A 25,641-nucleotide genomic window follows, 5' to 3' on the forward strand; every position below is an offset into this window, starting at 1 on the left:
TGCGCTTCGCATAGCTAGTAGGTGATGAATCGAGATGTGCGTCACATGACATGACGCAGAGATCCGCCTCAGTCAATGGCTTCACTTTGAGCGTCTCTTGGTGACAACAGATCTGTATTGCGATGAAGAATTTAAAAAGCGCCTGCTGCGCAACGCCTCGCAATAGCCTTCAGCATGCGTCGACGGATAAGCCCGCTGACCGGACGAATCAAATACCAATACGACGTAAAACTTCGCAAGGCATCATCGTCGAGGCAATGCACCCGTGTCTGCGTGGTGACCCTCGTCAAGCCCGGTCGCAGCAACTGGCAGGTGAAGCTAATGACCAGCTTCACATTCCCCGGCTCATTGAACAGCTCGAACGCTTCGGCATCCGCGACAACGACTTGGCCGTAGTCAGCTTTCCACAGCTTGCCGGCGAGCCCGTAGGCGACCTCTACGTCGCCGTTGCGCTGAAGCAACGTGAAATTATCCATGCCGAATGAAGCGCGTTGATCAGCGCCTGGGTGCCGAGATCGACCCAACAGGCGCATGGGGAGTTCGCGAAGCTTGATTGCATACCGAAAAAAACGGTCGTCTTCGGGGCGGTGGGCGAGGATTGCCGCCATGGCATGGGAAGGGTCTGCGGGGATGTCCACGGTATGCAATTCACTGAACTGATACGTAGGCAGATATGAGTCAATCAGGTGCATCCTTGCTCTCCTTCATAGGTACTCGGGCGCCAATCCCACAAAATTCCAGACCAAAAAAAACCGGCCACCAAGAGCCGGTTTTTTTATCCTTCGCCAAAAAACATACAGCGCAGGACCAGAATTCGATTGGAGCGGGTGAAGGGAATCGAACCCTCGTTATCAGCTTGGGAAGCTGGAGTAATGCCATTATACGACACCCGCTCAGAGCGGCTGACTTTGTACCAGATGTGGGCACGGATTTGAAGTTTTTCTTCACACAGCGTGCGGTCAGTCGTCTATGCGAGCCTCAAACCAGAGCGGTCGTTGGCGGGCAAGCCCCGTTGCTGAAGGCGCAGGACGGGGTTTGCTCGCCAGGACTCGGTTTCAGATAGCCAGTGCATGGTAGCCCTGCACGTAGCTATAGCGCGGTCGGCTCTCGTGGTGTTCCGGTGTGAGGAAACCCAGCAAGGCGTTACGGCTGTCGCGACAGGCGGCTTTGTGTTCCATGTCCAGGAAGTGCCCGGTGGCTTGCAGTGTGCTGAAGCTGCTGTGCTGCACGTGATCGGCAAAGAGCCTGGCGTCGTCGGCCGCGGTGTATTCGTCCCATTCGCCGTTCAGGAACAACACCGGTACGTTGATTTTTTTCGCTGCGTTGACGTAGCACAAGCGGTCGCTGTGGAGCACATCGCTGATGTGGAAGTGCATCTGCCCGTACTCATGTTCGGCCAGGCTGCTGACATGACGATAGTTGAAGCGCTTGAACAGCGGCGGCAAATGCTTGCCGATGGTGCTGTTGACCAAGTGCCCGACACGGTCGCCGTCCAGGCTGCCGAGGTAATCCACACCGCGTTCCAGATAGTCGCGCATCGGCGCATTGAGCACCGGCGAGAACGAACTGATCACGGCTTTTTCGATGCGCCGTGGCCGCTGCGCCAAGGCGGTCAGCGTGGCGGCGCCGCCCCAGGAAAACGACAGCACGTGTTCGGCGGCGAAGTGGTCGATCAGTTCCAGGAGAATCTGGCCCTCGATCTCTTTCGTCAGCATTTGCTCATGTCGGTTGTGAGCTTTTGACTTGCCCGCGTAGGGTTGGTCGTACAGCACAACATTGAATTGCGGGTAGAGGTTTTTGGCGGTCTGTGCAAACGACGCGGTAGTGGCCATTGAGCCGTTGACCAGAATGATGGTCTTTTGTGCGGCGTCTGCGCGATAGAACTCCGTGTAAACCCGATACTGACCCTGTATATCCAGCACAGCGATTTCTGGCCTCATGTCATAAGACTCCTGGCAAGCGGGTATGCGCGCAATGAGATTGCACGGGCAATGTGACAGGTAGGCATTCGCCTGGAAGATAAGGCCCATGTCGATCCAAAAAAAACGGTCGACGGGTGTTGTTATAGGCGGGCAGTTCGCCGGCGGGACAAGGCGGAACCTGAGGGTTCCAGCCGGCAAAAGGTTTCTTGGAAGTATGTTGTGACTCATCGGTCACATTTCGGCCGACGGTTTGATTCAAGCAGGGGGGCGACCGTTGCGCAAGTACCTATCGGAAAATTGTTCGACACTTCTGCCCAGCGGTAGCGGGTTCAGATGAGATGGACTTCTTCAGGGCTCAAGGCGCGGTACTGGCCCGGCTCGAGATGGGCGTCCAACGTCAACGGGCCCATGCGCTCGCGGTGCAGGCGCAGCACCTTGTTGTTGAAGTGGCCGAACATGCGCTTGACCTGGTGATAGCGCCCTTCAACGATGCTCAAGCGCGCCGATCTGGGCCCCAGCAGCGTCAGCTCTGCAGGTTGGGTGGTGAGGTCTTCGAAGGCAAAGTACAGGCCCCGGGCGAAGGTATCGGCGTATTCGGCCGTGATGATTTGCTCGGTTTCGACGTAGTAGACCTTGGGCAGTTTGGTCTGCGGTTGGGTCAGGCGCCGCGACCAGCTGCCGTCATTGGTGATCAGCATCAGCCCTGTGGTGTTGAAGTCCAGGCGCCCGGCGATGTGCAGGTCGTTCTTGTCCGGTTCGTCCAGCCAGTCGAGCACCGTGGGGTGTTGCGGATCGCGGGTCGCGCTGACACAGCCGGGTGGCTTGTGCAGCATGAAGTAGCGCGCCGGCCGGCCTGCTTGCAGCACGTCGTCGTCGACTTCTACACGGCTGAATTCACGGACTTGTGCATGGGGGTCGCTGACGGTCTGGCCATCGATCCGCACCCTGCGTTCCACCAGTAGCAGGCGCACTTGTTGGCGATTGAATCGCGGCAGATTACTGAGGAAACGGTCGACGCGCATGGACAGTTCAGGCAAGGCAACGGAGGGCGGGCATCTTACGCGATCGGCTGGGGCTTGGCGCGCAACTGGGCTTCGACCTGGGCGCAGCGTGGGCACAGGCAGGACTGATCACGCAGCTCGGTTGGCAATGCCTCGAGCACGGCCGGGTCGATGCTCACGCTGTAACACCAGCAGGCGCGATCGGCGGTTCGTGGGTCGGCCAGGGTGCAGTCGTTGGCACCGCCGCAGGCCGGGCAAAGGTCGGGTTTATTCATAACTGGAGTGAGGCATTTCCACGCAGGTTCGGTTGCACCCGGTCTGTCGGGCGCGTTGCAGCGCATGATCGGTCCGCGACAGCAGGCTGTGCAAGGTGTCTTCGTCCTGCAAGGTGGTGAGGCCAAGGCTGACGGTGACCAGCAATTGTTTTCCACTGCAGAAATAGCGCTGCTTTTCGATGTGCTGACGAATTTTCTCTGCGATTTTCAGACTGGTCTGTCCATCGGTGTCCTTGAGCAGGACGGCAAAGGCTTCAGTGCTCCAGCGACACACGATGTCCGAATGCCGCAGGCTTTGCGTCAGGTCGCGCGCGAACCCGGTCAGCAGTTGTTCGGTGGCGATATGACCATGGGTGCTGTCCAGCCGCTTGAACTCGTCCAGTTCCACCAGCAGCGCAGTCAAGGGTTTGGGCTCGCGCTGGGCTTCATGCAGGGCTTGCACCGCCAGCAGGTCGAAGCCACGGCGATTCGGCAATTCGGTCAGGCTGTCGAGGGTGGCCTGGGCGTCGATGCGTTGTTGGTAGCTGTTGATCAACCGATAAAGGATTGCCAGGACCGCCAGCGTCACGAGTATGCCGATCAGCAAGTTCAGATACAGCGTCTTGAGGATGTTATCGCGTACCGAGGCATGGGCTGCGTAATAGCCCAGCAACGCAATGATCAGGAAACCAGTACCCAGCAGCGCCACCACGGCCAGGAGCGGCTTGCGCTGGGAATACAACGGCGAACGGAACGACATGGCGATTCCCTTGGCGCAGACCCAATGAAGTCAGTTTAGTGGCCTTGTGGGAAAAGACATTCGGATTTGCAGGTTTGTAGGACCATGGTGAGGGAACAGGCTCCCTCACCACAGATTCGGCTTTATTCCAGGCTACGCAAATAAGCCCGCCATCCCCCCAGATGACTGATGTCCCGTGCGCCTTCCAGGCCGTACGACTCGCAGATGAATCCGCTTTCCCAGCGACCATCGGCCAGTTGCACCTTGCCCAGCCCCAACGGTGCGGGGATGCCGGTCAGGAATGAACCCAGTTCGCTGCTCGGCAGCTCCCAGAGCTCCACCTCGATTGCCACGCCGCCCTCGCTGACCCGAAGCATGCCGGGGCGCAGGGGAGGGCCGCCGGCCAAGGCGTAGAGGCGATAATCCGCTGAGCTTTGGGTGGCCTCGATCAGACGCGCACCGCGTTGCTTGAGCTGCCAGTTCAGCGCCAACCCGTCCAGATGTGCGCCACACACCACCAGCCGTGCCAGGTCGTGGCGCGCCGGGTTGGCGGGCGCTGGCAAAGTCGTGTCCTGTTGACGCTGCAGGGCATCGGCCACGCTCAAGAGGTATTGATCGGTGAAGGCTCGACCGAACAGCGTCACGCCCCAGGGCAAGCCGTTGGCCATGAACGCACTGGGAACGGCGACGGCGGCGTAGTCCAGCAGGTTCATGAAATTGGTGTAATACCCCAGCTCCGAGTTGCGCAGCACTGGTTCGGAGGCCAGTTCGGCGAGGGTCACCGGTCGGCCGATGGTCGGGGTGATTACGCAATCGAGCGCGTCCATGGCCCGGTCGCATTGGGCTTTGAGCGCTTGCAAACGGTAGCGGGCGCGGAAGGTTTGTACGCCATCTACCGTAGGCGCTTTCGCCAGGACGGCGCGGATGACCGGCAGTACAGCCTCCGGCTCACGCTCCATCAAGGGGCCGGCAACGCTGTAGCGTTCGGCCACCCAAGGGCCTTCATAAAGCAGCCGCGCTGCTTCCAGGAACGGCGACAAATCCAGTTCCACGGCTTCGCCGCCCAGGCGTTCGAGTCGCTCGATGGCTTCCAGAAACAGTTGCGGACCTTCCTGGCAGCCGAAAAATGCCAGGTCCTGCTGGCGCGGCACACCGAAGCGAAAGCGCCGGGGCACGCCGAACGCGGCGCCGTCGTTCCACTGCGGGTTGTGGCGGCTGTAGTCGTCACGAGGGTCTGGACGGGCCGTCAGCGCCAAGAGCTGGCTGGCTTCCTTTGCTGTCGCCGTGAAGGTCGTGACGCAGTCCAGCGTGCGACAGGCCGGGACCACGCCCGCCGTGGAGATCAACCCCAGGGTGGCTTTCAATCCCACCAGGTTGTTCAAGGCTGCGGGCACTCGACCGGAGCCGGCGGTGTCGGTGCCCAAGGCAAAACTCGCCACGCCCAGGGCCACGGCCAGCGACGAGCCGGCGCTCGAACCGCCTGCGGGATAGTCGGGCAGCACGCTGTTGCGGCAGGCGCCGTAGGGCGAGCGAGTGCCATTGAGCCCGGTGGCGAATTGGTCGAGGTTGGTCTTGCCCAGGGGGATCGCGCCCAGTGCCAGCAACTGCTCGACAATGGTCGCCGAGCGTGGCGGTACGTAGGCAAATGCCGGGCAGGCGGCGGTGGTCGGAATGCCGGCCAGGTCGATGTTGTCCTTGATGGCAAACGGCACGCCGTACAGCGGCAGGCTCTCCAGGTCGCGGCTTTCCAATGCGGTCAGGTAGGGTTCCAGTTCTTCGGCCGTCAGCAGGTGAATGAACAGGTGATAGTCCGGGTTCAGCGCCGCGGCTTTTTCCCGCAGGCCCAACAGCAATTGGCGTGGCGTCAGTGTGCCGCTGCGGTAGGTGTTGCGCAGGTCGTCCAAGCGAAGAGAGAGGTTCATGGTGTTAATCCTTTGATTGAGTTCAGTCACGGTCCAGCACCACGACGCGCTGTCCGGCGCGCACTGCCGAACCTGGCTGGACGCGCACCTCGCGCACCACGCCGGCCGAGGGTGCAAGCAGCGGGATTTCCATTTTCATCGACTCGAGAATAACCAGCACATCACCGGCGGCGACCCGTGCGCCAACGTCTACCTGCACCTGCCAGAGGTTGCCGGCGATGTGGCTGTCGACACTCAGTTGACCGTCAGTCAGCGGCGAATCTTCGCTCGGTGCGATGGCCGGTTCTTCACTGTCGAAGTGCGCCTGGCCACTGGCGATCCAACGCTCGCGCTCGGCGTCGAAGGCGCCTTGTTGCCGTTGGCGGAACGCGGCGATGCCGTCGGCTTCCTGCACCAGGAAACGCTGGTAGTCAGCGAGGTTGAGCTGGCTGTGCTCGATCTCCAGATCGAAGCGGCCCAGGGGGAAGTCCCGACGGATGCGCAGCAGTTCATCGGCGCTGACCGGATAGAAGCGGATCTGGTCGAAGAACCGCAGCAGCCAGGGCTTGCCGTCGAAGGCGGCGACGTCCCGATAACGGTTCCACATCTGCAACGTGCGCCCGACGAACTGATAGCCGCCAGGACCTTCCATGCCGTACACGCACATATAGGCGCCGCCGATGCCCACCGAGTTTTCCGCGGTCCAGGTGCGGGCCGGGTTGTATTTGGTGGTCACCAGTCGATGGCGCGGGTCGAGCGGCGTGGCGACCGGCGCGCCGAGGTAGACGTCCCCCAGGCCCATCACCAGGTAACTGGCGTCGAACACCGTGCGTTGCACTTCATCGAGGTTGGGCAGGTCGTTGATGCGCCGGATGAACTCCAGGTTGCTCGGGCACCAGGGCGCGTCCTTGCGCACCGTGGTCATGTATTTTTCGATGGCCAACTGACAGGCCGGATCATCCCAGGATAATGGTAGGTGGACGATGCGCGACGGCACTTGCAGGTCCTGCGCGGCGCACACGGCATCCCACTCACCGGCGACGATATTCAGCAGATCGGCCAGGGGCATTTGCTCGGGTTGGTAGTGCACTTGCAGCGAGCGAATGCCCGGCGTCAGGTCGATCACGCCGGGCAGGTATTTGTGTTCCAACGCCTGCATCAAGGCATGGGCGCGAAAGCGCAGCACCAGGTCCAATTCGGGGGCGCCGATTTCCAGCAGCAGGTGGGTGTCGCCGGCCAGGCGCGCGACCAGGCGGGTATCGTCCTGACCGATATCCAACACAACGTGCGACACCATCCCCTGTGGGAGCGAGCTTGCTCGCGATAGCGGCGGGACATCCAGAATCGATGTGACTGACAGATCGCTATCGCGAGCAAGCTCGCTCCCACACTGATCCCATTTCAAGGCCAGAGATCGGGCGGTGGAGATATCCACCGGCACAAACCGCACCTTGTCCCCCGCCTTGAGCTGCCCCAACTGCCAGAGGTCCGCTTCGATCACCGTCACCGGGCAGACGAAACCGCCCAGGCTCGGGCCGTCGGGGCCGAGGATGACGGGCATGTCGCCGGTGAAGTCCACGGCGCCGATGGCGTAGGGGTTGTCATGGATATTGGAAGGGTGCAGCCCAGCCTCGCCGCCGTCGGCGCGGACCCATTCGGGTTTCGGCCCGATCAGGCGGACGCCGGTGCGGCTGGAGTTGAAGTGCACTTCCCAGGCCGTGTCGAAGAACGTCTGGATGTAGCGCTCGGTGAAGTATTCGGGCGCGCCGTGCGGGCCGTAGATCACGCGGATCTGCCGCACGCTTGGCAGTTCCAGGATCGGCGCGCTCGTTGGCGGCAGCATCGCGTGCTCATCCAGCGGTGCCAGGTGCAACACGTCACCGGTACACAACGCCCGTCCGCCATGGCCGCCGAACTGGCCGAGGGTGAAGGTGCTTTTACTGCCCAGGTAATCCGGCACTTGCACGCCGCCTTGCAGGCACAGGTAGCTGCGCGCCCCGGCCCCAGAGATGTTGCCGATGGCGAGGGTGGCGCCGGCAGCAATCGACAACGGCGTGTTCATCGGCACCGGTTCACCGTCGAGCGTGAGGGCAATCACCGCACCGGTCACCGCCACCCGCGCGGCGCAGTTGAAGCGCAGCAGCGGCCCGTTCATGGTGATTTCCAAGGCCGCCGCGCCTTCTGCGTTGCCCAAGAGGCGATTGCCCAGGCGCAACGAACGGCTGTCCATCGGTCCCGACGGCGGCACCCCCACCGCCCAATAACCGAGGCGGCCGGGATAGTCCTGGACGCTGGTCTGGGTGCCGGGGCTGAGCACTTCAACGGTGTTGGCGCGATAGACCAACGCTTCCAGGCAGCGGGTCCAGGGCTGGCCGCTGGCAAACGGTGTGTCGAGGAGAATCTGTTGCAGGTAGTGGCGGTTGGTCTCGACGCCGTACAGCAGGCTTTCGTCCAGCGCTTGATGCAAGCCCAGGCGTGCCTGCTCGCGGGTTGGCGCCCAGCGGATGACCTTGGCGATCATCGGGTCGAAGTAGGGCGGGATCTGGCAACCGGCCTCGACCCAGGTGTCGATGCGCAGTGCCTTGCCGTCGGCCTGGGGAAATCTCACCGCAGTCAGCAGCCCCGGGCTTGGCTGGAAATCCCGGCCTGGGTCCTCGGCATACAAGCGCGCCTGGATCGCGTGGCCCTCGGCTTTCAAACCTTGGCCCAGTTCGCTCAGTGGCGGCAAATCACCGGCCGCCAGTTGCACCATCCAGCGCACCAGGTCCACGCCCCACACCTGCTCGGTGACGCCGTGCTCCACTTGCAGGCGGGTGTTCACTTCGAGGAAATAGAAGCGCCCCGCGTCGCTGTCGAACACGAACTCCACGGTGCCGGCGCTGCGGTAGTTCACGGCCTGGGCCAGTTGGATCGCCGCTGCGCAGAGTTCATCGGCTATGCCCTCGGGCAGGTTCGGCGCCGGGGTCTCTTCGAGGACTTTCTGGTTGCGCCGTTGCACCGAGCAGTCGCGCACGCCCAAGGCGATCACCTGGCCCAGGCCATCGCCGAATACCTGCACTTCCAGATGCCGCGCACGTTCGATGTACTTCTCGATGAACACTCCGGCGTCGCTGAAGTTGTTCTGGCCCAGGCGCTTCACGGTTTCGAAGGATTCGCTCAGGTCGGCGGCGCTGCGGCACACACGCATGCCGATGCCGCCACCGCCCGCGGTACTTTTGAGCATCACCGGATAGCCGAGCTGAGTGCCCGCCAATAGCGCGGCATCGAGGCTGTCGAGCAGTTCGGTGCCTTCGAGCAGTGGCACACCATGTCGGCGCGCCAGGTCGCGGGCGGTGTGCTTGAGGCCGAACACGCGCAGTTGTTCTGGCGTCGGACCGATGAAGGCGATGCCAGCGGCCTCGCACGCTTGCGCGAAGGCGGCGTTTTCCGAGAGAAAGCCGTAGCCGGGATGGATCGCGGTCGCGCCGCTGCTTTTAGCAATCGCCAAAAGCTTGTCCACCGCCAGGTAAGTACCGGCCGCCGCGCCTTCGCCCAGGCAGTGGGCTTCATCGGCCTGCAAGATATGCAAGCTGGCGGCGTCGGCCTGGGAATACACCGCGACGCCTTCGACCTTCAGCTCACGCAAGGTCCGCAAGATGCGGCAGGCGATGGCGCCACGGTTGGCGATCAGGATTTTTTCGAACATGGCATTGCCCCCTCAGGCATGCGTACTGCCTGAACTGGGATGCGGGCCGTCCCGCAGTTTTCGATGGCCAACGGGGTCGTCCCCGTGAGCGAAACCAAAGCCCAGATTCCCCGTGTGGGAGCGAGCTTGCTCGCGATAGCGGCGGTACATCCAACCTTGATGTAACTGACAGATCGCTATCGCGAGCAAGCTCGCTCCCACAGGAGATCAGGGCGTTATTTGATGCACTGCCCCGACCGGCTCTGGCACAACACAAACAACCAGCGGCGCAGGCGGGTGAGTTTCAGTTCCATATCAAGAGCTCCGCTGGCGTGGGGTTGTAGGCGTTGCACGGGTTGTTCAGTTGCGGGCAGTTGGAGATCAACACGATCACGTCCATCTCGGCCCGCAGGTCGACGTATTTGCCTGGCGCCGAGATCCCATCTTCGAAGGTCAGGCCGCCATCGGCGGTGACCGGCACGTTCATGAAGAAGTTGATGTTCGGTCCGATGTCGCCCTTGCCCAGCCGACCGTCGTGGGCGCAGGCCCTCAGGTAGTTGTCGCGGCAGCTGTGCATGTAGCGTTTTTCCAGGGCGTAGCGCACGGTGTTGCTTTCCTGGGCGCAGGCCCCGCCGAGGGTGTCGTGGCGTCCGCAAGTGTCTTCGACGATGGTCAGCATCGGGTGGCCGAGGTTGGAATACAGCACGCTGCCGGTGCTCAGGTAGACGCTGTTCTGCCGGCGCAGGGTGCGCTGCACGTCGTAGCGTTCCTTGGGGTTGGCCAGGCTGTAGAACAACGTGTCGACCGCCTGGTTGCCTTCCAGGTCGAGGATGCGCAGGGTCTGGCCGGCCTTGACCTCTGTCAGCCACGGTTCCCCGGCGGGAATCGTGGCGCGGTAGACGGCGGTATCGGGTTGCTTGTGTGCGGTGGCGATGGTGAGTGACATGGCTACGATCCTCAGGCGAACAGGCGGTCGGTGTTGATGAAGCCGCGCTGGTTTTCCGGGCGCGAATGGCGGCAGTGCTCGGCGACGCTGGCGTCGGCATTCATCCAACTGAGCTTGAGCGGTTGCGGGGCGTATTGCGGGTTCGGGTCCATCGGATGTTGCAGCGCGGTCAGCACCACCAGGGTGTCCATCGGCGCGTACAGCTCGATGTAGTCGCCGGCCTGGGAGTTGCCTTCAACGAAGTGAAAGCCGCCAGCCTCATCGACATCGACCCGGCTGAACAGGTTGAGGGTCATCAGCAGGTCGGACAGGCCCAGACCCCATTTACCCAGCTCCACCAGCAGGTTGTCGGTGCCGTTGCGAAAGAAGCCGTTGCGCAGTTCCTGGTAGCGGCCCTGACCGTATTTTTCAGCGACTTCCTCAGCGCAGAGCACGCCGCCGAGGCTGTCGCTCCAGCCGCAGGTATCGGCGGTGATGGCCGCCAGCACCCGGCCCATGTCGGAGTAGAGGCAATGGCCGGCGGTAAGCTTGGCGGTGTGTTGGCATTTGAGGCTGTCGGGCAGGTTCAGGCGTTCGGTTTTTTCGTTGGCGTTGAGCAGCGTCAGACTCACGTTGGCCCCGCCGCGCAGGTCGGTCAGGCGCAGCAGTTGGCCGCGCTTGAGTACGAAGGAACGGTGGCCGCCGCCGGGCAGCAGTTCTTCGGCGAAGGGTGTAAACAATTGGGTCGAGTCGGTCATGGGGAGAGCTCCTTTCAAGCGATACGCAACGTGCCGGCCAGTTCGGCGGGCAGGGCGTCGACGGCGGCACGGGCGGTGCGGCGGTCGCTGTTCAATGGAATGTCGTAGGTAATGCGTGCGCCATAGGCGCCGGGGGCGTGCGGGTCGCTGCGGACCTTGTCGAACACCAGCAGGCGCGTGCCGAGGCTGAAACCTTCGGACAGGTCATGGGTGACCATGAACACCGTCAGCCGGGTTTCGCGCCACAGCTCAAGCAACAGGACGTGCATGTCTTTGCGAATGCCCGGGTCGAGGGCGCCGAAGGGCTCGTCCAGCAGCAGGACACGCGGCTTCATGATCAGTGCCTGGGCAATCGCCAGCCGCTGTTGCATGCCCCCGGACAGTTGCGCCGGGTATTTATCCAGCGCATGGCCGAGGCCGACCTTGTCCAGCAGTTGCGCGGCTTCTTCGCGGGCCTGGCGCTTGGCGCTGCCGAACAGCCGTCCCAGCAGCGGCGAGCGCGGCAACTCCAGGCCCAGGGCCACGTTGTCCAGCACGCTCAGGTGCGGGAACACCGAATAGCGCTGGAACACCACGCCCCGGCTGGCATCCGGCTCGCCGGCCAAGGGTTCGCCATCCAGGAGAATCTGTCCGCGGCTGGCGCGTTCCTGGCCCAGCAACAGGCGCAGGAAGGTCGACTTGCCACAACCCGAGGCGCCCACCAACGTGCAGAACTCACCCTCAGAGACGCTCAGGTTCAAACGCTCCAGTACCACCTGGTCGGCATACTGTTGCCAGACGTTGTTCACCGTAATGAAGCTCATGCCTTCGCCCCCTCGTACCAGGGGAACGCTTGCCGGGTCAGGCGTTTGAGGCCCCAGTCCATCAGCCAGGCGAGCAGGGTGATCCACACCACGTACGGCAAGATCACGTCCATCGCCAGGTAACGACGCACCAGGAAAATCCGATAGCCCAGTCCATCGGTGGAGGCGATGGCTTCGGCGGCGATCAGAAACAACCAGGCCGAACCGAGCATCAGCCGCAGGGAAATCAACAGGCGCGGCAGCAGTTGCGGCAGCACCACCCGCAGCAGCAGGGTCCAGGTCGACGCACCGAGGGTCTGGGCCTTGATCAGCAGTTCGGGCGGAATTTCCCGGGCGCGCTGTTCCAGGTCGCGAGCCAGGCACGGTGTGATGCCAATCACGATCAGCATCACTTTCGACAGTTCGCCCAGGCCGAAGACGATGAACAGGATCGGCAGGATGGCCAGCGGCGGTACCATCGATACCACGGTGAGCAACGGTGACAGCGGTGCGCCAAACAGTGGCAGCGTACCGGCGGCTATGCCCAGGCATAACCCGGCCAGGGCGCTGATGCCCAGGCCGATGGCCAACCGACTCAGGCTCGACGCGGTGTCTTGCCAGAGCAGGTATTCGCCGCTGCGGGCGTCGGCGGTGAAGGCCAGGCGTTTCACCGCATCGGCCATCTGCACGGCGCTGGGCAGGAGCTTGTCGTTGGGGTTGTCCGTCAACCGTTCGGCCGAGCCCATGAAGTAGGCGGACAACACCAGCGCGAATGGCAGGATCACCAGCAACAAGCGGCTGGGACGATCCGGGTAGCGGTTGATCAGGCGCATGCCAGGTCCTCCGGTTTACAGCTTGGCGTCGGCGGCCAGCTGTACGTAGGTCGGGTCAAAGCGCAGCTTGAGGTTGGCCTTGTCGCCGCGGGTCACGCCATTGGCGAACGTCATGCCGACCGCGTCGGTGCTCTTGGCGCCTTCGCCCAACAAGCCGTGCTGGAACGAAAACTCGGCGACCTTGCCCATGGTCGCGGGCAGTTGTTCGCTGGTGGCGAAGCCCAGGGCTTCCTTGGGGGTGGCGAACAGCTTGGTGGTGTCCAGTTGCGCCTGGAAGCCGGCCAGGTCGGTGCCCGAGGCTTTCGCCATGTGTTCCAGCGCCGTCTTGCTCGCGGCGTTTTTTGCGTTCATCAGCGCCACTACTTCAAACCAGGCGCCGGTCAACGCTTTGCCCAGGGCTGGGTTGTCCTGGAGGGTCTGGGTGTTGACCACCATCATGTCCATGATTTCGCCGGGAACCTGGCTGGAATTGAATACTTCGCTCACGCCTGGCTGGGCCTTGATGTCCGAGAGCATCGGGTTCCAGGTGGTGACGGCCTTGACCTGGTCGGTGTTGAAGGCGGCAGAGATATCAGCGTCGGAGGTGTTGACGACTTTCAGGTCTTTCTCGGCGAGGCCTACCGAATCCAGGGCACGGGCCAGCAGGTAATGGGACACCGACAGTTCCACCAGATTGACGTCCATGCCCTTGAGGTCGGCGACTTTCTTGCCTTCGCCCTTGAGGACGATGCCGTCGTTGCCGTTGGAGAAGTCGCTGACGATCAGCGCGGTGCTGTCCACGCCACCGGCGGCGGGAATGGTCAGGGCGTCCATGTTGGTCATGGTGCAGCCGTCGAACTGACCGGCGGTGTACTGGTTGATGGATTCGACGTAATCGTTGAGCTGCACGACATCGATCTTGATGCCGTATTTTTTTGCCCATTTATCGACGATGCCTTGGCTACCGGCGTATTCCCAGGGCATCCAGCCGGCGTAAATGGTCCAGCAGACGCTGAAGTGGTCTTTTTGGGCGGCGGCGGATGAGAAGCTCGCGAGGGCCGAGAGGGCGGCGAGGAGCAGGGCGGACAGACGAAGCTTGAGCATGGTAGTTCTCCAGTTGATCAAGGGCGGACAGGAGCAACGCGGCACCGCGAACGGTGGCTTGTCTCCCGGGCTTTTGTCCCGCCGTGTAACCTCAACTGGAGGTCGCCAACTCTCGGACCAGCCACTCGCCAGAAGCGAGCCGGAACCCTAGTCAGCCATTGCAAATTGTGGTGCCGCGAACCTGTGATGACTCCTGCACGGAATTTGTTAAAGCGAGAGCCGTGCCAATTCGGGCAAAAGCCCGAGCCAGAGAGGGCAGCTGTTGAGGAGGGATGATTGAGGGCGGGTTTGTGCTTGCTTGTGGTGCCGTCGCGCACCGGAAGAGGGCGACGAACGACATGTTTCTAGTTGTTGCCAGGTCGCACCAGATTCCGATTTTGCTGTCTGAATATGCGTCAGTCACACAAAGTTGGCTGCCGCCCATCAGCGTCGCTGATGTGGCCCATTCGCGGTCCAGGAGGCCGCCATGTATCGACGACTGCTGCTCATTGCGTTTCTCGGTTTGACTCTTTCGGCATGCGTGCCTTATTACGACGGAGACTCGAGCTACTACCGTTCCGATGTCTACACCTCACCGGCGCCGGTCTATTACGGTGGCGGGAGTTATTATTCGGCTCCGCGTGGCTATTACGCACCGCGGTATTACCAACCGGCGCCGCGCTATTACTCGGCACCGCGTTACTATCAACAAGGCCCACGCTACTACTCGCCACCGCGAGCGGCGTACCGGTCTTATCCGAATCGGGGTGGCTGGGACGGCCATAACCGGGGCGGCTGGAATGACGACCGAGGCGGTCGAGGCGGACGTGATCATTGGGGACGCGGCGACCGCGATCGTGGACGTGGCGATCGCGATGGACGCAACAGCCACCGCTGACCTTTGGGCAACAAAAAGCGGCGCATTGAGCGCCGCTTTTTTTGTGCCTGCAATAAACCCGATGGGATAACGCTTGTGGGAGCGAGCTTGCTCGCGATGACAGGGGATCAGACAGCTTCCTGGTGACAGGCATACCGCTATCGCGAGCAAGCTTTGCTCCCACAGATGTCACTTTCACAGAATGTCACTTTCACAGAATGTCACTCTCACAGAATGTCACTCCCACAGGTGTCACCCAGGGCTTTACTCGTTGGACAAATCCGCCAACGGATGCCGCCCCTCCCACGCCTTGTGAAAGTGCGCCTCGACCGCCGCTTCGGGCACATGGTTGATGTCCGGCCAGTGCCAACGGGGCTTGTGGTCCTTGTCGATCAGCCGCGCGCGCACGCCTTCGCTGAATTCCGGATGGCGACAGCAGTTGAGGCTCAAGGTGTATTCCATCCGGAACACGCCGGCCAAGGACAAATGCCGGGCACGGGCGATCTGTTCCCAGACCAGATAAGCGGTCAAGGGCGAACCTTCGGTCATGGTCTTGGCGGCGCGGGCGATCAGCGGGTCCGAGTGGTCCACCAGCAGGCTGAGGGCTTTCCAGGCACAGCGCACATCGCTGACATCCAGCCATTCATCGATTTTCTGCCGACGTGGCAGCCATTGGGCTTCGGGCATTTGGCCGACCGCTTCCTGTTGCAGGGCCTTGAGCAGGCTGTTGAGCTGCATCTCGGTCTGTTCCTGCCAATTGAGTTGCAGCAGGCCTTCGATCAGGTCGTCCTGTTGTTCATCCAGCAAAAAGCGGTCGGCCAGGTCCAGGTCGATGGCGTCCCGGGCATTCATGTGGGCGCCGGTCAGGCCGAGAAACAGGCCGAGCTTGCCGGGCAGGCGCGACAGGAACCAACTGGCGCCGACATCCGGGTACAGGCCGATGCTGATCTCCGGCATGGCCAGGCGACTGCTTGGCGTGACGATGCGGATACTCGCCCCTTGCAACAGCCCCATGCCGCCACCCAGTACATAGCCATGCCCCCAGCACAGCAAGGGTTTGGGGTAGGTGTGCAGGTTGAAGTCCAAGCGGTATTCCGCCGCGAAGAATTGCGCAGCCAGCGGCGGCACTTCGCCGGGATGGGCGCGGCAGGCCTCCACCAGGCTGCGCACTTCACCGCCGGCGCAAAATGCCTTGGCGCCATTGCCGCGCAATAACACACAAACGACCTGCGACTCCCGGGCCCAGGCATCGAGACGTTCACGCAAGGCGTTGATCATCGGCAGGGACAAGGCGTTCAGGGATTTTTCGGCGTCCAGGGTGGCGATGCCGATACGGGCACCGTCGATGCCGGTGAGCTCTTCGAAGTGCAGATTCATCGTGACCTCGATCAGAAATTTGAATAATCAGTATGACCGCTACGCAGGAAAGTGCTGGTTCTGCGTCAGATCAATTGACAAGCCATGTAGGCTTTCCTAGGGTGCGCCCATTGTTTTTACCGGATGCAACCATGACTGCCGACGACCGTATCAAACTCGAACCGAGCTGGAAGCAGGCACTGCGTGCCGAGTTCGACCAGCCCTACATGGCAGAGTTGCGCGAATTCCTGCGTCGGGAATACGCCGCCGGCAAGGAGATTTATCCACCGGCCCCGCTGATTTTCAATGCCCTCAATTCCACGCCGCTGGACAAGGTCAAGGTGGTGATTCTCGGCCAGGACCCGTACCACGGCCCGGGCCAGGCCCATGGCTTGTGCTTCTCGGTACAGCCGGGTGTGCCAGCGCCGCCGTCGCTGGTAAACATCTTCAAGGAATTGAAGCGCGACCTGAACATCGATATTCCCAACCATGGCTATCTGCAAAGCTGGGCCGACCAGGGCGTGTTGCTGCTCAACACTACCATGACCGTGGAGCGCGCCAACGCCAACGCCCACGCAGGCAAGGGCTGGCAGCACTTCACCGACCGAGTCATCGAAGTGGTCAGCGAACACCAGCAGAACCTGGTCTTCCTGCTATGGGGCGCCCATGCCCAGGGCAAGCAGAAGCTGATCGACGCCACCAAGCACCTGGTGCTGACCTCGGTCCACCCGTCGCCGTTGTCGGCTTATCGTGGTTTTCTGGGGTGCGGGCATTTCAGTCGGGCCAACAAGTTCCTCGAACAACATGGCGAGGCGCCTATTGATTGGCGATTGCCGCCGGTTTGATGCGCTAATTGGACAGCCCCTTCGCGAGCAGGCTCGCTCCCACAGGGTTTCAGGACAACCCAAGTCCAATGTGGGAGCGAGCTTGCTCGCGATGGGGGCAACTCGGTCTACAAGTCCGAAGCCGGCTTGCGCATCCAATACCTGAACAACGGCTCCGCCAGAAACAGCACGAACAACAACCGCATCACCTGCAACGCCGTCACCAATGGCACCGACAGTTGCAACGTCTCGGCCGTCAGGCTCATTTCCGCGATACCTCCGGGCATCATGCCCAGGGTCAGTGAACGCAGGTCCAGCTGGGTCAGGGTGCTCAGGCCCAACGCCGCGAGAGTGGCGATCAGCATCGTCAACACCGTGCCGATCAGGGTACGCCCCATGAACGACGGCGCCCGACGAAAGAACTGCCGGTTGAAATGACAACCCAATCCGCTGCCGATCAACCACTGGCCGACCTGGCTGGCGCCGTTGGGCAGGCCGATGTGCAGGTCCCAACCGACGCTCACCGCCGCACTCACCAGCAATGGTCCGAACAACCAGGGATTGGGTTGGCGCAAGCGCTCCCAGACCCAGGCGAGCAGGGCGCCCGCCGGGAACAGCACCGCCAGCCACAGCCAGTCCACCGTCGTGGCGTGTTGCACCGGTGCGCCTTCACCCAACAGGTACTTGAAGGCCGCCGGCACGCACAGCACCACCACCAGCACTCGCAGGCTCTGGCCCGCCGCAACACGACTGAGGTCCGCGCCGTTGCGGGCGCCGAGGTTGACCATTTCGCCGGAACCGCCCGGCATGCTCGAGAAGAATGCGGTGGCGCGGTCCTCGCCGGTGCGACGCATCAGCCAGACACTCACCACGCTGGACACGCTGGTGATCAGCGCGCCGAAGAAGATCAGGCCGAAGTGGCTCAGGACCTGCTCCATCACCACCGGAGTGAAGTGCAGGCCGATACCGATGCCCACCACCCATTGGCCGCATTTACGGCCGCCGGGGATTTCCATCAGTTGCCACGGCGTAAGACAGCGCACCAGGATGATCGCCAGCAACGAGCCGACCATCCAGGGCAAAGGCCAGCCGATCAGGCTGGCCAGGTAACCGCCGGCCAGGCCGACCAGCGGTGTTCCCCACCATTGTCTGAATATCGCCTCAGACATTGGCCAGGGCGCGACGTTGTGCGGCGCGGCGACGCCAGATCCGCACCAGTGGCATGAACAGCATGATCGCCGTCAGCACCCAGCAGCCGAAGGTGATCGGGCTCGACCAGAGGATTTCCAGCGCACCGTTGGAAATCGACAGCGCGCGCCGCAGGTTCTGCTCCATCAGGCCACCGAGGATGAAGCCCAGCAGCACCGGCGACAGCGGGAAGTCCAGCTTGCGCAGGATATAGCCGAAGATACCGATACCGATCATCAGGAACAGGTCGAACGTGGTGGCATGCACCGCATAGACACCGATGCCGGTGATGATTGCGATGACCGGCACCAGCGCCCAGTTCGGCACGGCCAGGATGCGGGTGAAGATGCGGATCATCGGGATGTTGAGGATCACCAGCATGACGTTGGCGACGAACAACGACGCGATCAGGCCCCAGACGATGTCCGGTTGTTGCTGGAACAGCAGCGGGCCAGGGGTGATGTTGTACAGCGACAACGCACCGATCATCACCGCAGTGGTGCCCGAGCCGGGAACGCCGAGGGTCAGCATCGGTACCAACGCACCGCAGGCCGCGCCGCCAATGGCGGTTTCCGGGGCGGCGAGGCCGCGCTTGTCACCCTGACCGAACGTGCCACCAGCGCCGGCAATGCGTTTTTCAGTCATGTAGGCCACGGCACTGGCCAGGGTCGCACCAGCACCCGGCAGCACGCCCATGATGAAACCAAGTACGCCGCAGCGCAGGTTCACGGTGAAGACCGACGCGGCTTCCTTGAAGTTGAACATCATCCGCCCGGTAGCTTTCACTGCCTCCTGGCCGCGATGGGTTTTTTCCAGCAGCAACAGGATTTCGCTGATGGAGAACAGGCCCAGCACCAGCACGACGAACTGGATGCCGTCGGTCAGGTGGATGTTGTCACCGGTGAAGCGGTACACGCCGCTGTTGGCATCGATCCCGACACTGGACAGGAACAGGCCGATCAGCGCCGCGATGAAGGTCTTGAGCGGTCGGTCGCCGGCCATGCCGCCGAGGCAGACAATGGCAAACACCATCAGGACGAAATATTCCGCCGGCCCGAAGGCAATCGCCCATTTGGCCAGCAAGGGTGCGAACAACACCATGCCGCAGGTGGCGATGAACGCGCCGATGAACGAACTCCACGCCGACAGCGACAACGCCACGCCGGCCAGGCCTTGGCGGGCCATCGGGTAGCCGTCGAGGGTGGTCATCACGGTGGAGGCTTCACCCGGGATGTTGAGCAGGATCGAGCTGATACGTCCGCCATATTCGCAACCCAGGTACACCGCGGCCAGCAGGATCAGCGCCGATTCCGGCGGCAGCCCCAGGGCAAAGGCAATCGGGATCAGTAGCGCCACGCCGTTGATCGGGCCCAGGCCCGGCAGCAGGCCGACCACGGTGCCGATCAGGGTGCCGGTCAGTGCCGTGACGAGGTTGTAGGGGGTCAGTGCAACGCCAAAACCCTGGCCGAGATAATTCAGGGTATCCATATCAATTCTCCAGGACGTCGAGCAGGCCCAGGGGCAGCGGCACGTCCATCAGCTTGTCGAACAACAGATAAAGACCGATGGCCATCAGGCTGATGATCACCACGCTCGGCACCCAGCGACCGCCGTAAAGGCGCGCCATCGGCACGCCGATCAGGATGCTGGCAAGGATGAAGCCCAAGGGTTCGAAGGTCCCGGCGAAGACCAGCAGCAGCACCACGCAGATACCGATTTTCTGCAAGGTTTCGCGGTCCAGGTGCGGGTCTTCGTCGCTGTGCACGATGGGCGTAGGGCGAAACAGCATGTACAGCAATGCCAGCCCCATCAGCCCGAGCATCAGCAAGGGAAAGGCGCGGGGGCCGACCGGTTCGTAGGAAAAGGCGGCTTGATAGGGCCAAGCCATCAGCGTCAGGCCGATACAGACCAGTAGCAGCACCGCGGCAAAAATACGTTGGATGGTGAGCATGACTAACTCCTGGGCGGCGCCGACAGTGCCAGCGCCGCCGCGAGAACAGAGACGGTTACTGGATCAGGCCGAACTCTTTGGCCAGCACCTTGTAATCAGCCACTTGTTTCTTCACATAGGCGTCCAGTTCCGGGCCGGTCATGGCGAACGGGAACAGCTCGCGCTGGTCGCGCAACTTGGCGAACTCTTCGGAAGCCAGCAGTTTGTCGAACGCGTCTTTCCACCAGGCGTAGTCTTCATCGCTGACCTTTGGCCCGAGGTAGAAGCCACGGACCACTGGCCAGAGGATGTCGTAGCCTTGTTCGCGAGCGGTCGGGATGTCTTTCATTTCCGGCTCGTCCAGGCGTTTATCGGAGAACACCGCCAACAGACGCATGTCACCACTCTGGATGTGCGGCATGGAGTCGGAAATGTCCGTACTGCCGACCTGAATATGACCGCCGAGCAGGGCAGTGGCGATTTCACCGCCGCCTTCGAGTGCCACGTAGCGCAGTTTGCGCGGGTCGATACCGGCAGCCTTGGCGATCAGGGCGGTTTGCATCCAGTCCTGGCTGCCGACGGTGCCGCCGGAGCCGATCACCACCGAGCCTGGATCTTTCTTCAGGGCCTGTACCAGATCGTCGAGGTTCTTGTAGGGCGAATCGCTCTTCACTGCGATGGCGCCGTAGCTGGTACCAACGGCCGCTAGCCAGCGCACGGCGTTTTCATCGAAACGACCGAACTTGCCTTGCGCCAGGTTCAACAGCGAACCGCTGGACCAGGCCACCAGCGTACCGGCGTCGGCCGGACGCTGGGCGACCACTGCGTTGTAGGCCACCGCGCCGACACCGCCGGGCATGTAGGTCACCCGCATGGGCTTGGTCAGCAGTTTCTGGTTGACCAGCGCGCTTTGCGCCAGTTTGCACGTCAGGTCGAAACCGCCGCCCGGTGCCGCCGGGGCGATGCATTCGGGGCGCTTGGGCTCTTTGGATGGATCAGCGGCGAGCAACTGCCCGGCAAACATCAGGCATCCGGCGGCCAGGGCTACTTTACGCAGTGATAGGTTCATTGTTGTCTCCACAGGATTGTTGTTATGTGTGGTGAAAATGTGTCGTTGACGGATTCCGTCCAGGTCATCGCTGACGGGGTGCGCAGGTCGTTACCGGGATTGAATACAGGGCGACACCGCCCAGGGCGGTCTGGTTGAAGCGAGAAGGGCGAGCAGGCGCTGGGGCCTGGAGCTGCATGGACAGCATGGTGAATACTCCGCTTTTATTCTTCTTATTTAGGACGAAAACGCTTCGTGGCATTTTTCGATTCGCGATCGGGCGTCGCGGCGGTCAGTCGAAACTATCCGTAAAGGGACTCTAACGGCCCAACCTTTCGCTAACCTTTCAAAAGCTTTCAGCGTGTTTTTTGCCTTCACAGTGGCGGATGCGGCTGTAAACTCCGCGCCAAAGAATGGCGTCGGCCATCCCTGAATCGAGGAATAACCCATGCGTGTCCTGCTCGTAGAAGACCATCTGCAGCTCGCCGAAAGCGTTGCCCAGGCGCTCAAGAGCACCGGTTTGACCGTGGACGTGTTGCACGACGGCGTCGCGGCTGACCTGGCCTTGAGCAGCGAGGAATACGCGGTGGCGGTCCTGGATGTCGGGCTGCCGCGCATGGACGGTTTCGAGGTGTTGGCGCGTCTGCGGGCCCGTGGCAAGACCTTGCCGGTGCTGATGCTGACCGCTCGCAGCGACGTCAAGGACCGCGTCCATGGCCTGAACCTCGGCGCCGACGATTACCTGGCCAAGCCATTCGAGCTCACTGAGCTGGAGGCCCGGGTCAAGGCGCTGTTGCGCCGTAGCGTGCTGGGTGGCGAACGCCAGCAGCGCTGTGGCGGGCTGGTCTATGACCTGGACACCCGCCGCTTTACCCTCGACGATGAACTGTTGACCCTGACGTCCCGCGAGCAAGCCGTGCTGGAGGCGTTGATCGCCCGGCCGGGGCGGGTGATGAGCAAGGAGCAACTGGCGGCCCAAGTGTTCGGCCTGGACGAAGAGGCCAGCCCCGACGCCATCGAAATCTACGTCCATCGCTTGCGCAAGAAGCTCGATGGTCATGCGGTGGCGATCGTAACGTTCCGCGGCCTGGGCTACCTGCTGGAAAATCGCAATGCATAAGCCCGACAGTCTGCGCTGGCGGCTGCTTCGCAACCTCGCACTGCTGCTGGTGGTATTGATGCTCGCCAGCGGCTTGAGCGCCTACTGGAACGGTCGCGAGGCTGCCGACACCGCCTACGATCGGACCCTGCTGGCCTCGGCCCGGACCATCGCCGCGGGCCTTTCGGCGCGTGACGGCAGCCTCAGCGCGGATGTGCCCTACGTGGCCCTGGATACTTTCGCCTACGACAGCGCCGGACGCATTTATTATCAGGTCAATGACATCGACAAGAAGCTGATTTCCGGCTACGAAAACCTCCCCGGCCCGCCGCCCGGCACGCCGCGCACGGACGATTATCCAGCCCTGGCGCGCTTTTACAACGCTCGCTATCAGGGGCAGAACGTGCGGGTGGTCAGCCTGCTCAAGGCCGTGAGCGAGCCGAACATGAACGGCATGGCGGAAATTCGTGTAGCGGAGACTGAAGAGGCGCGGGTCAGCATGGCCCGTGGGCTGATGGCCGACACGCTGTTGCGCCTGGGCATGCTGGCCGTGGGCGCGCTGCTGTTGGTGTGGTTTGCGGTCAGCGCGGCGTTGCGCCCGCTGGAGCGCTTGCGCACGGCGGTGGAGGAGCGCCAGTCGGACGATCTGCGGCCGTTGCCGTTGGTGGAAGTGCAGCACGAATTATGGCCGCTGGTGCGGGCCCTCAACCATTTCACCGAGCGCCTGCGGGGGCAATTCGAGCGTCAGGCGCAGTTCATCGCCGATGCCGCCCATGAGCTGCGCACGCCCTTGGCCGCGCTCAAGGCGCGTCTTGAGCTGGGCTTGCGTGCCAGTGAACCGGCGACCTGGCGTGAAACCCTGGAAACGGCGGCCCAGGGCACTGACCGGCTAACCCATCTGGCTAATCAGCTGCTGTCCTTGGCGCGTGTGGAAAACGGTGCCCGGGCCATTGCCGAGGGCGGCGCGCAGTTGCTTGATCTCAGTCAGTTGGCCCGTGAGTTGGGCATGGCCATGGCCCCGCTGGCCCATGCCCGAGGGGTGGCGCTGGCCCTGGAAGCCGACGAACCGGTATGGCTGCGGGGCGAGCCGACCTTGTTGAACGAGTTGTTGAGCAACCTGGTGGACAACGCCCTGGCCCATACCCCGTCGGGTGGCAATGTAATCCTGCGGGTTTCTGCGCCGGCCGTGCTGGAGGTCGAGGACGATGGCCCCGGCATTCCGCTGCACGAGCGGGACCGGGTGTTCGAGCGCTTCTATCGACGCAACCAGCAAGTGGCGGGTTCGGGGCTGGGATTGGCGATCGTCGGCGAAATCTGCCGTGCGCACCTGGCGCAGATCACCTTGCACGACGGGCAGGAGCGCGGGTTGAAGGTGCGGGTGAGTTTTATCCCAGGCGCAGACTGATCCTGTGGGAGCAAGGCTTGCCCGCGATGATGGCGACACGGTCTTTATATAAAACGAGGCGCCTGTTTCGCGAGCAAGCTTTGCTCCCACAAATCCTGTTGCCACAGGTCACAGATTCAGGCTTGACTACGCGTTCGTAGGTGTCCGACCTGCTTAATAGAACATCGACCGCGCTTCTTCGATATCCGCACACCGTGCCTTGTTCTCCGGGTCGATGCCCAGTTTCTTGAAGGCGGGAACCCCGAACACGTCAACCTTGCTCAGGGGATGGTCGGTGTCCTTGTAGCAATACAGCGCCGCGACCTGCACCAAGTCGACATAATCGATTTGCTTGGAGTCCCGGGTGAAATCCAGATACAGCCCTGGCAGCTTCACCAACCGCTCCGGAAACTCCCAGACGCTGAGTAGTTTGTCCCCCAGCACCGGGTGAATCGTTTCGATGACGTGGTTGAGGCTGACCGGGTCCGACAGCAATTCATTGTTGTCTTGCGCATACGTCAGGATCGGCAGCACGCCGATCTGGTGCACCAGCCCACCCAGCGCGGCCTGGTCGGGCTTGAGTTGGGTGTAACCGCGACACAGCGCATAGCTGACGCCGGCGATCTCCAGGCTCTTGCGCCAGACTTCGCGCATCTTCAGCTCCACCACTTCGGAGCGGGCGTGGAAAATCTGCTCCATGACCAGGCCGATGGCCAGGTTGCTGCTGTAGTTGACGCCCAATCGAGTGATGGCCGTGTGCAGGTCAGTGACTTCCTGGGTGGCGCGCAGGAGTGGGCTGTTGACCACCTTTATCAGGCGTGCCGAGAGAGCCGTATCGCGGCCGATCACTTTGCTCAGGTTGCTGACGCTGATTTCCGGGTCTTCGGCGGCCCGGCGAATCTGCAGGGCCACTTCCGGTAATGTTGGCAGAACCAAGTCATCGTTATCGATGGCTTGCACCAAATCCCGTTGGACCTTATCCGCCAAATCGCTCATTTCGGTTCTCTAGGGTATTGCGGCAAATGCTGCGATCAGCGCTGGATTTCGCGGTCGCGATCCAGTTCGTAAGGCAGGTCCAACAATTGAAGGCGTGGGCCTTCCAGGCTACCGAGGTGCAAATTGTCGTCTTCTGCTGCTTCGGCCTGCAATACCGCAAGCAGTTCAATATTCCCCTCGCCGCGGGCGGCAATCACCACTTCGCCGATGGAGCTGCCATGCGTGGGGGAGAACAGCGCGGTGCCAGGCTCTGGCAGTTCGCTGGCGTCCAACTGCAGGCGGTACAGGCGTCGCTTGAGCTTGCCCAGGTATTGCATGCGGGCGACGATTTCCTGGCCGGTGTAGCAGCCTTTCTTGAAACTGACGCCGCCGATGGCTTGCAGGTTGAGCATCTGTGGGATGAACAGCTCGCGGGTGGCCGGCATGACCTGGCCGATTCCGGCGCGGACCTGGCCCAACAGCCAGGGGTTCAGATCCGCTTCGGCCAGTTCTGTGCCCAGGCGGGTTCGCAGCGTTTGCGCTTGTTCGGCGGGCGCCCACAGTTCAGCGCGACCGGGAGATACGCGGATGGCGATCAAGGCTTCATGGCGAGCCACGCTGTCGGTGTCGTCCGGTAGTTCGAGGCCCAGGCCGGCCAGCGCCTTGTCGGCGTTTTCCAGGCCGAAGCGAACCCAGGCCGAGCTTTCGTCGGTGAGCTTGGATTTGGAGAACACGGCATATTTTTTCAGGTCGGCCAGTTGCGGTTCGAGCAGTTCGGCGGCCATGGCCATCAACACGCCGTCGCTTTCGAGCAGGATGCGGAAGCTCGATTGCATCCGGCCTTTCTGGGTGCAGCGGGCGCCGAGGCTGGCCCGGCTGTCACTCAGGTAGTCGAGGTTGCAGGTCAATTGGCCTTGCAGGAATTTGCCGGCATCCACGCCGCGGACCGCAAGGACGCCTTCGTGGGACAGGGTGCAGAAAAAAGCGGAATCAGCCATGGGTCATCGCAGGGTAAAAGGTCTGGTAGACATCATAAGGGGGCGCCCTTGAAATGGGTAGTTCACAAAGGATCGATGGTGCCCTGCCAAAGCTGTCTGTTCCGCTGCGGCGGGGCCTGTA

Annotated in this window: 22 protein-coding genes, 1 tRNA gene, 1 pseudogene and 1 riboswitch; of the genes and pseudogenes, 4 read left to right on the forward strand and 20 right to left on the reverse strand. The window is 62.2% G+C overall.

Features of this window, described 5'->3' with window-relative positions:
• Positions 1 to 131: 131 nt before the first annotated feature.
• From KI235_RS07230 to KI235_RS07290, 13 genes and pseudogenes are all read right to left on the reverse strand, one after another.
• Positions 132 to 692, reverse strand: a complete 561-nt coding sequence (locus KI235_RS07230) for a hypothetical protein (protein WP_028236972.1) — start codon at positions 690 to 692, stop codon at positions 132 to 134.
• A 127-nt stretch (positions 693 to 819) separates the two neighbouring features.
• A tRNA-Gly gene (locus tag KI235_RS07235) sits at positions 820 to 893 on the reverse strand.
• Positions 894 to 1,055: 162 nt separating this feature from the next.
• The gene (locus KI235_RS07240; RefSeq protein ID WP_003198742.1) at positions 1,056 to 1,940 is read right to left on the reverse strand and encodes an alpha/beta hydrolase; all 885 of its coding nucleotides are present in this window, start codon (positions 1,938 to 1,940) and stop codon (positions 1,056 to 1,058) included.
• A gap of 311 nt (positions 1,941 to 2,251) precedes the next feature.
• Entirely contained in the window at positions 2,252 to 2,944 is a 693-nt protein-coding gene (locus tag KI235_RS07245; protein ID WP_003198744.1) for a pseudouridine synthase, read from the reverse strand.
• Between the two features lie 35 nt (positions 2,945 to 2,979).
• Entirely contained in the window at positions 2,980 to 3,198 is a 219-nt protein-coding gene (locus KI235_RS07250) for a cysteine-rich CWC family protein (protein WP_027911680.1), read from the reverse strand.
• Positions 3,191 to 3,802: pseudogene (locus tag KI235_RS07255) on the reverse strand (GGDEF domain-containing protein); the annotation flags it as partial. The pseudogene KI235_RS07255 and the gene KI235_RS07250, both read right to left, overlap by 8 nt.
• 257 nt (positions 3,803 to 4,059) lie before the next feature.
• Complete coding sequence (gene atzF / locus KI235_RS07260) at positions 4,060 to 5,838, reverse strand: allophanate hydrolase (protein WP_013692475.1); 1,779 nt, start codon at positions 5,836 to 5,838, stop codon at positions 4,060 to 4,062.
• Between the two features lie 22 nt (positions 5,839 to 5,860).
• Positions 5,861 to 9,502: an urea carboxylase gene (uca, locus tag KI235_RS07265; RefSeq protein ID WP_028236974.1), complete on the reverse strand. Its 3,642-nt coding sequence runs from the start codon at positions 9,500 to 9,502 to the stop codon at positions 5,861 to 5,863.
• Positions 9,503 to 9,785: 283 nt separating this feature from the next.
• On the reverse strand, positions 9,786 to 10,427 hold the full coding sequence (locus KI235_RS07270) for an urea amidolyase associated protein UAAP2 (protein WP_003198754.1): 642 nt from the start codon (positions 10,425 to 10,427) through the stop codon (positions 9,786 to 9,788).
• A gap of 11 nt (positions 10,428 to 10,438) precedes the next feature.
• Complete coding sequence (locus KI235_RS07275; RefSeq protein ID WP_003198756.1) at positions 10,439 to 11,164, reverse strand: urea amidolyase associated protein UAAP1; 726 nt, start codon at positions 11,162 to 11,164, stop codon at positions 10,439 to 10,441.
• Between the two features lie 14 nt (positions 11,165 to 11,178).
• Entirely contained in the window at positions 11,179 to 11,967 is a 789-nt protein-coding gene (locus tag KI235_RS07280) for an ABC transporter ATP-binding protein (RefSeq protein ID WP_003198758.1), read from the reverse strand.
• Positions 11,964 to 12,779, reverse strand: a complete 816-nt coding sequence (locus KI235_RS07285) for an ABC transporter permease (RefSeq protein WP_212795609.1) — start codon at positions 12,777 to 12,779, stop codon at positions 11,964 to 11,966. Before KI235_RS07285 ends, KI235_RS07280 begins: the two co-directional genes overlap by 4 nt.
• Positions 12,780 to 12,794: 15 nt before the next feature.
• Positions 12,795 to 13,862: a putative urea ABC transporter substrate-binding protein gene (locus KI235_RS07290; RefSeq protein WP_027911676.1), complete on the reverse strand. Its 1,068-nt coding sequence runs from the start codon at positions 13,860 to 13,862 to the stop codon at positions 12,795 to 12,797.
• Between the two features lie 60 nt (positions 13,863 to 13,922).
• Positions 13,923 to 14,024: riboswitch (guanidine-I (ykkC/yxkD leader) on the reverse strand.
• 304 nt (positions 14,025 to 14,328) lie between these two features.
• On the opposite strand from KI235_RS07290, the gene KI235_RS07295 reads away from it, so the two are divergent.
• A complete protein-coding gene (locus KI235_RS07295; RefSeq protein WP_003198764.1) occupies positions 14,329 to 14,739 on the forward strand; it encodes a hypothetical protein in 411 nt (136 codons plus the stop codon).
• A 243-nt stretch (positions 14,740 to 14,982) separates the two neighbouring features.
• Here KI235_RS07295 and KI235_RS07300 read toward each other — a convergent pair whose 3' ends face one another.
• Positions 14,983 to 16,095, reverse strand: coding sequence for an enoyl-CoA hydratase/isomerase family protein (locus KI235_RS07300; protein WP_212795610.1), 1,113 nt, complete (start codon positions 16,093 to 16,095; stop codon positions 14,983 to 14,985).
• Between the two features lie 131 nt (positions 16,096 to 16,226).
• Here KI235_RS07300 and ung point away from each other — a divergent pair, with 131 nt between their 5' ends.
• Positions 16,227 to 16,919, forward strand: coding sequence for a uracil-DNA glycosylase (gene ung / locus KI235_RS07305; protein ID WP_013692478.1), 693 nt, complete (start codon positions 16,227 to 16,229; stop codon positions 16,917 to 16,919).
• A 107-nt stretch (positions 16,920 to 17,026) separates the two neighbouring features.
• Here the strand turns inward: ung and KI235_RS07310 are convergent, their stop codons facing one another.
• Genes KI235_RS07310 through KI235_RS07325 form a run of 4 tightly spaced genes read right to left on the reverse strand, consistent with a single transcriptional unit; the run spans position 17,027 to position 21,085 of the window.
• A complete protein-coding gene (locus KI235_RS07310; RefSeq protein WP_027911674.1) occupies positions 17,027 to 18,067 on the reverse strand; it encodes an AbrB family transcriptional regulator in 1,041 nt (346 codons plus the stop codon).
• Entirely contained in the window at positions 18,060 to 19,574 is a 1,515-nt protein-coding gene (locus KI235_RS07315; protein WP_003198773.1) for a tripartite tricarboxylate transporter permease, read from the reverse strand. Before KI235_RS07315 ends, KI235_RS07310 begins: the two co-directional genes overlap by 8 nt.
• A 1-nt stretch (position 19,575) precedes the next feature.
• On the reverse strand, positions 19,576 to 20,037 hold the full coding sequence (locus tag KI235_RS07320; RefSeq protein ID WP_069971097.1) for a tripartite tricarboxylate transporter TctB family protein: 462 nt from the start codon (positions 20,035 to 20,037) through the stop codon (positions 19,576 to 19,578).
• 55 nt (positions 20,038 to 20,092) lie between these two features.
• Complete coding sequence (locus KI235_RS07325) at positions 20,093 to 21,085, reverse strand: tripartite tricarboxylate transporter substrate binding protein (RefSeq protein ID WP_003198777.1); 993 nt, start codon at positions 21,083 to 21,085, stop codon at positions 20,093 to 20,095.
• Positions 21,086 to 21,512: 427 nt separating this feature from the next.
• Between KI235_RS07325 and KI235_RS07330 the strand changes: the two genes are divergently transcribed.
• Together KI235_RS07330 and KI235_RS07335 are read left to right on the forward strand one after the other, a co-directional pair.
• The gene (locus tag KI235_RS07330) at positions 21,513 to 22,184 is read left to right on the forward strand and encodes a response regulator (protein WP_003198779.1); all 672 of its coding nucleotides are present in this window, start codon (positions 21,513 to 21,515) and stop codon (positions 22,182 to 22,184) included.
• Positions 22,177 to 23,568: a sensor histidine kinase gene (locus KI235_RS07335; RefSeq protein ID WP_013692481.1), complete on the forward strand. Its 1,392-nt coding sequence runs from the start codon at positions 22,177 to 22,179 to the stop codon at positions 23,566 to 23,568. The genes KI235_RS07330 and KI235_RS07335 overlap by 8 nt, the downstream gene beginning before the upstream one ends.
• A 153-nt stretch (positions 23,569 to 23,721) precedes the next feature.
• Here the strand turns inward: KI235_RS07335 and KI235_RS07340 are convergent, their stop codons facing one another.
• Positions 23,722 to 24,543, reverse strand: coding sequence for an HDOD domain-containing protein (locus tag KI235_RS07340; RefSeq protein WP_003198785.1), 822 nt, complete (start codon positions 24,541 to 24,543; stop codon positions 23,722 to 23,724).
• 35 nt (positions 24,544 to 24,578) lie between these two features.
• Complete coding sequence (locus KI235_RS07345; RefSeq protein WP_003198787.1) at positions 24,579 to 25,520, reverse strand: folate-binding protein YgfZ; 942 nt, start codon at positions 25,518 to 25,520, stop codon at positions 24,579 to 24,581.
• Between the last annotated feature and the right edge of the window lie 121 nt (positions 25,521 to 25,641).

The sequence above is a fragment of the Pseudomonas sp. St386 genome (genome assembly GCF_018325865.1).
GTDB classification, from domain to species: domain Bacteria; phylum Pseudomonadota; class Gammaproteobacteria; order Pseudomonadales; family Pseudomonadaceae; genus Aquipseudomonas; species Aquipseudomonas brassicacearum.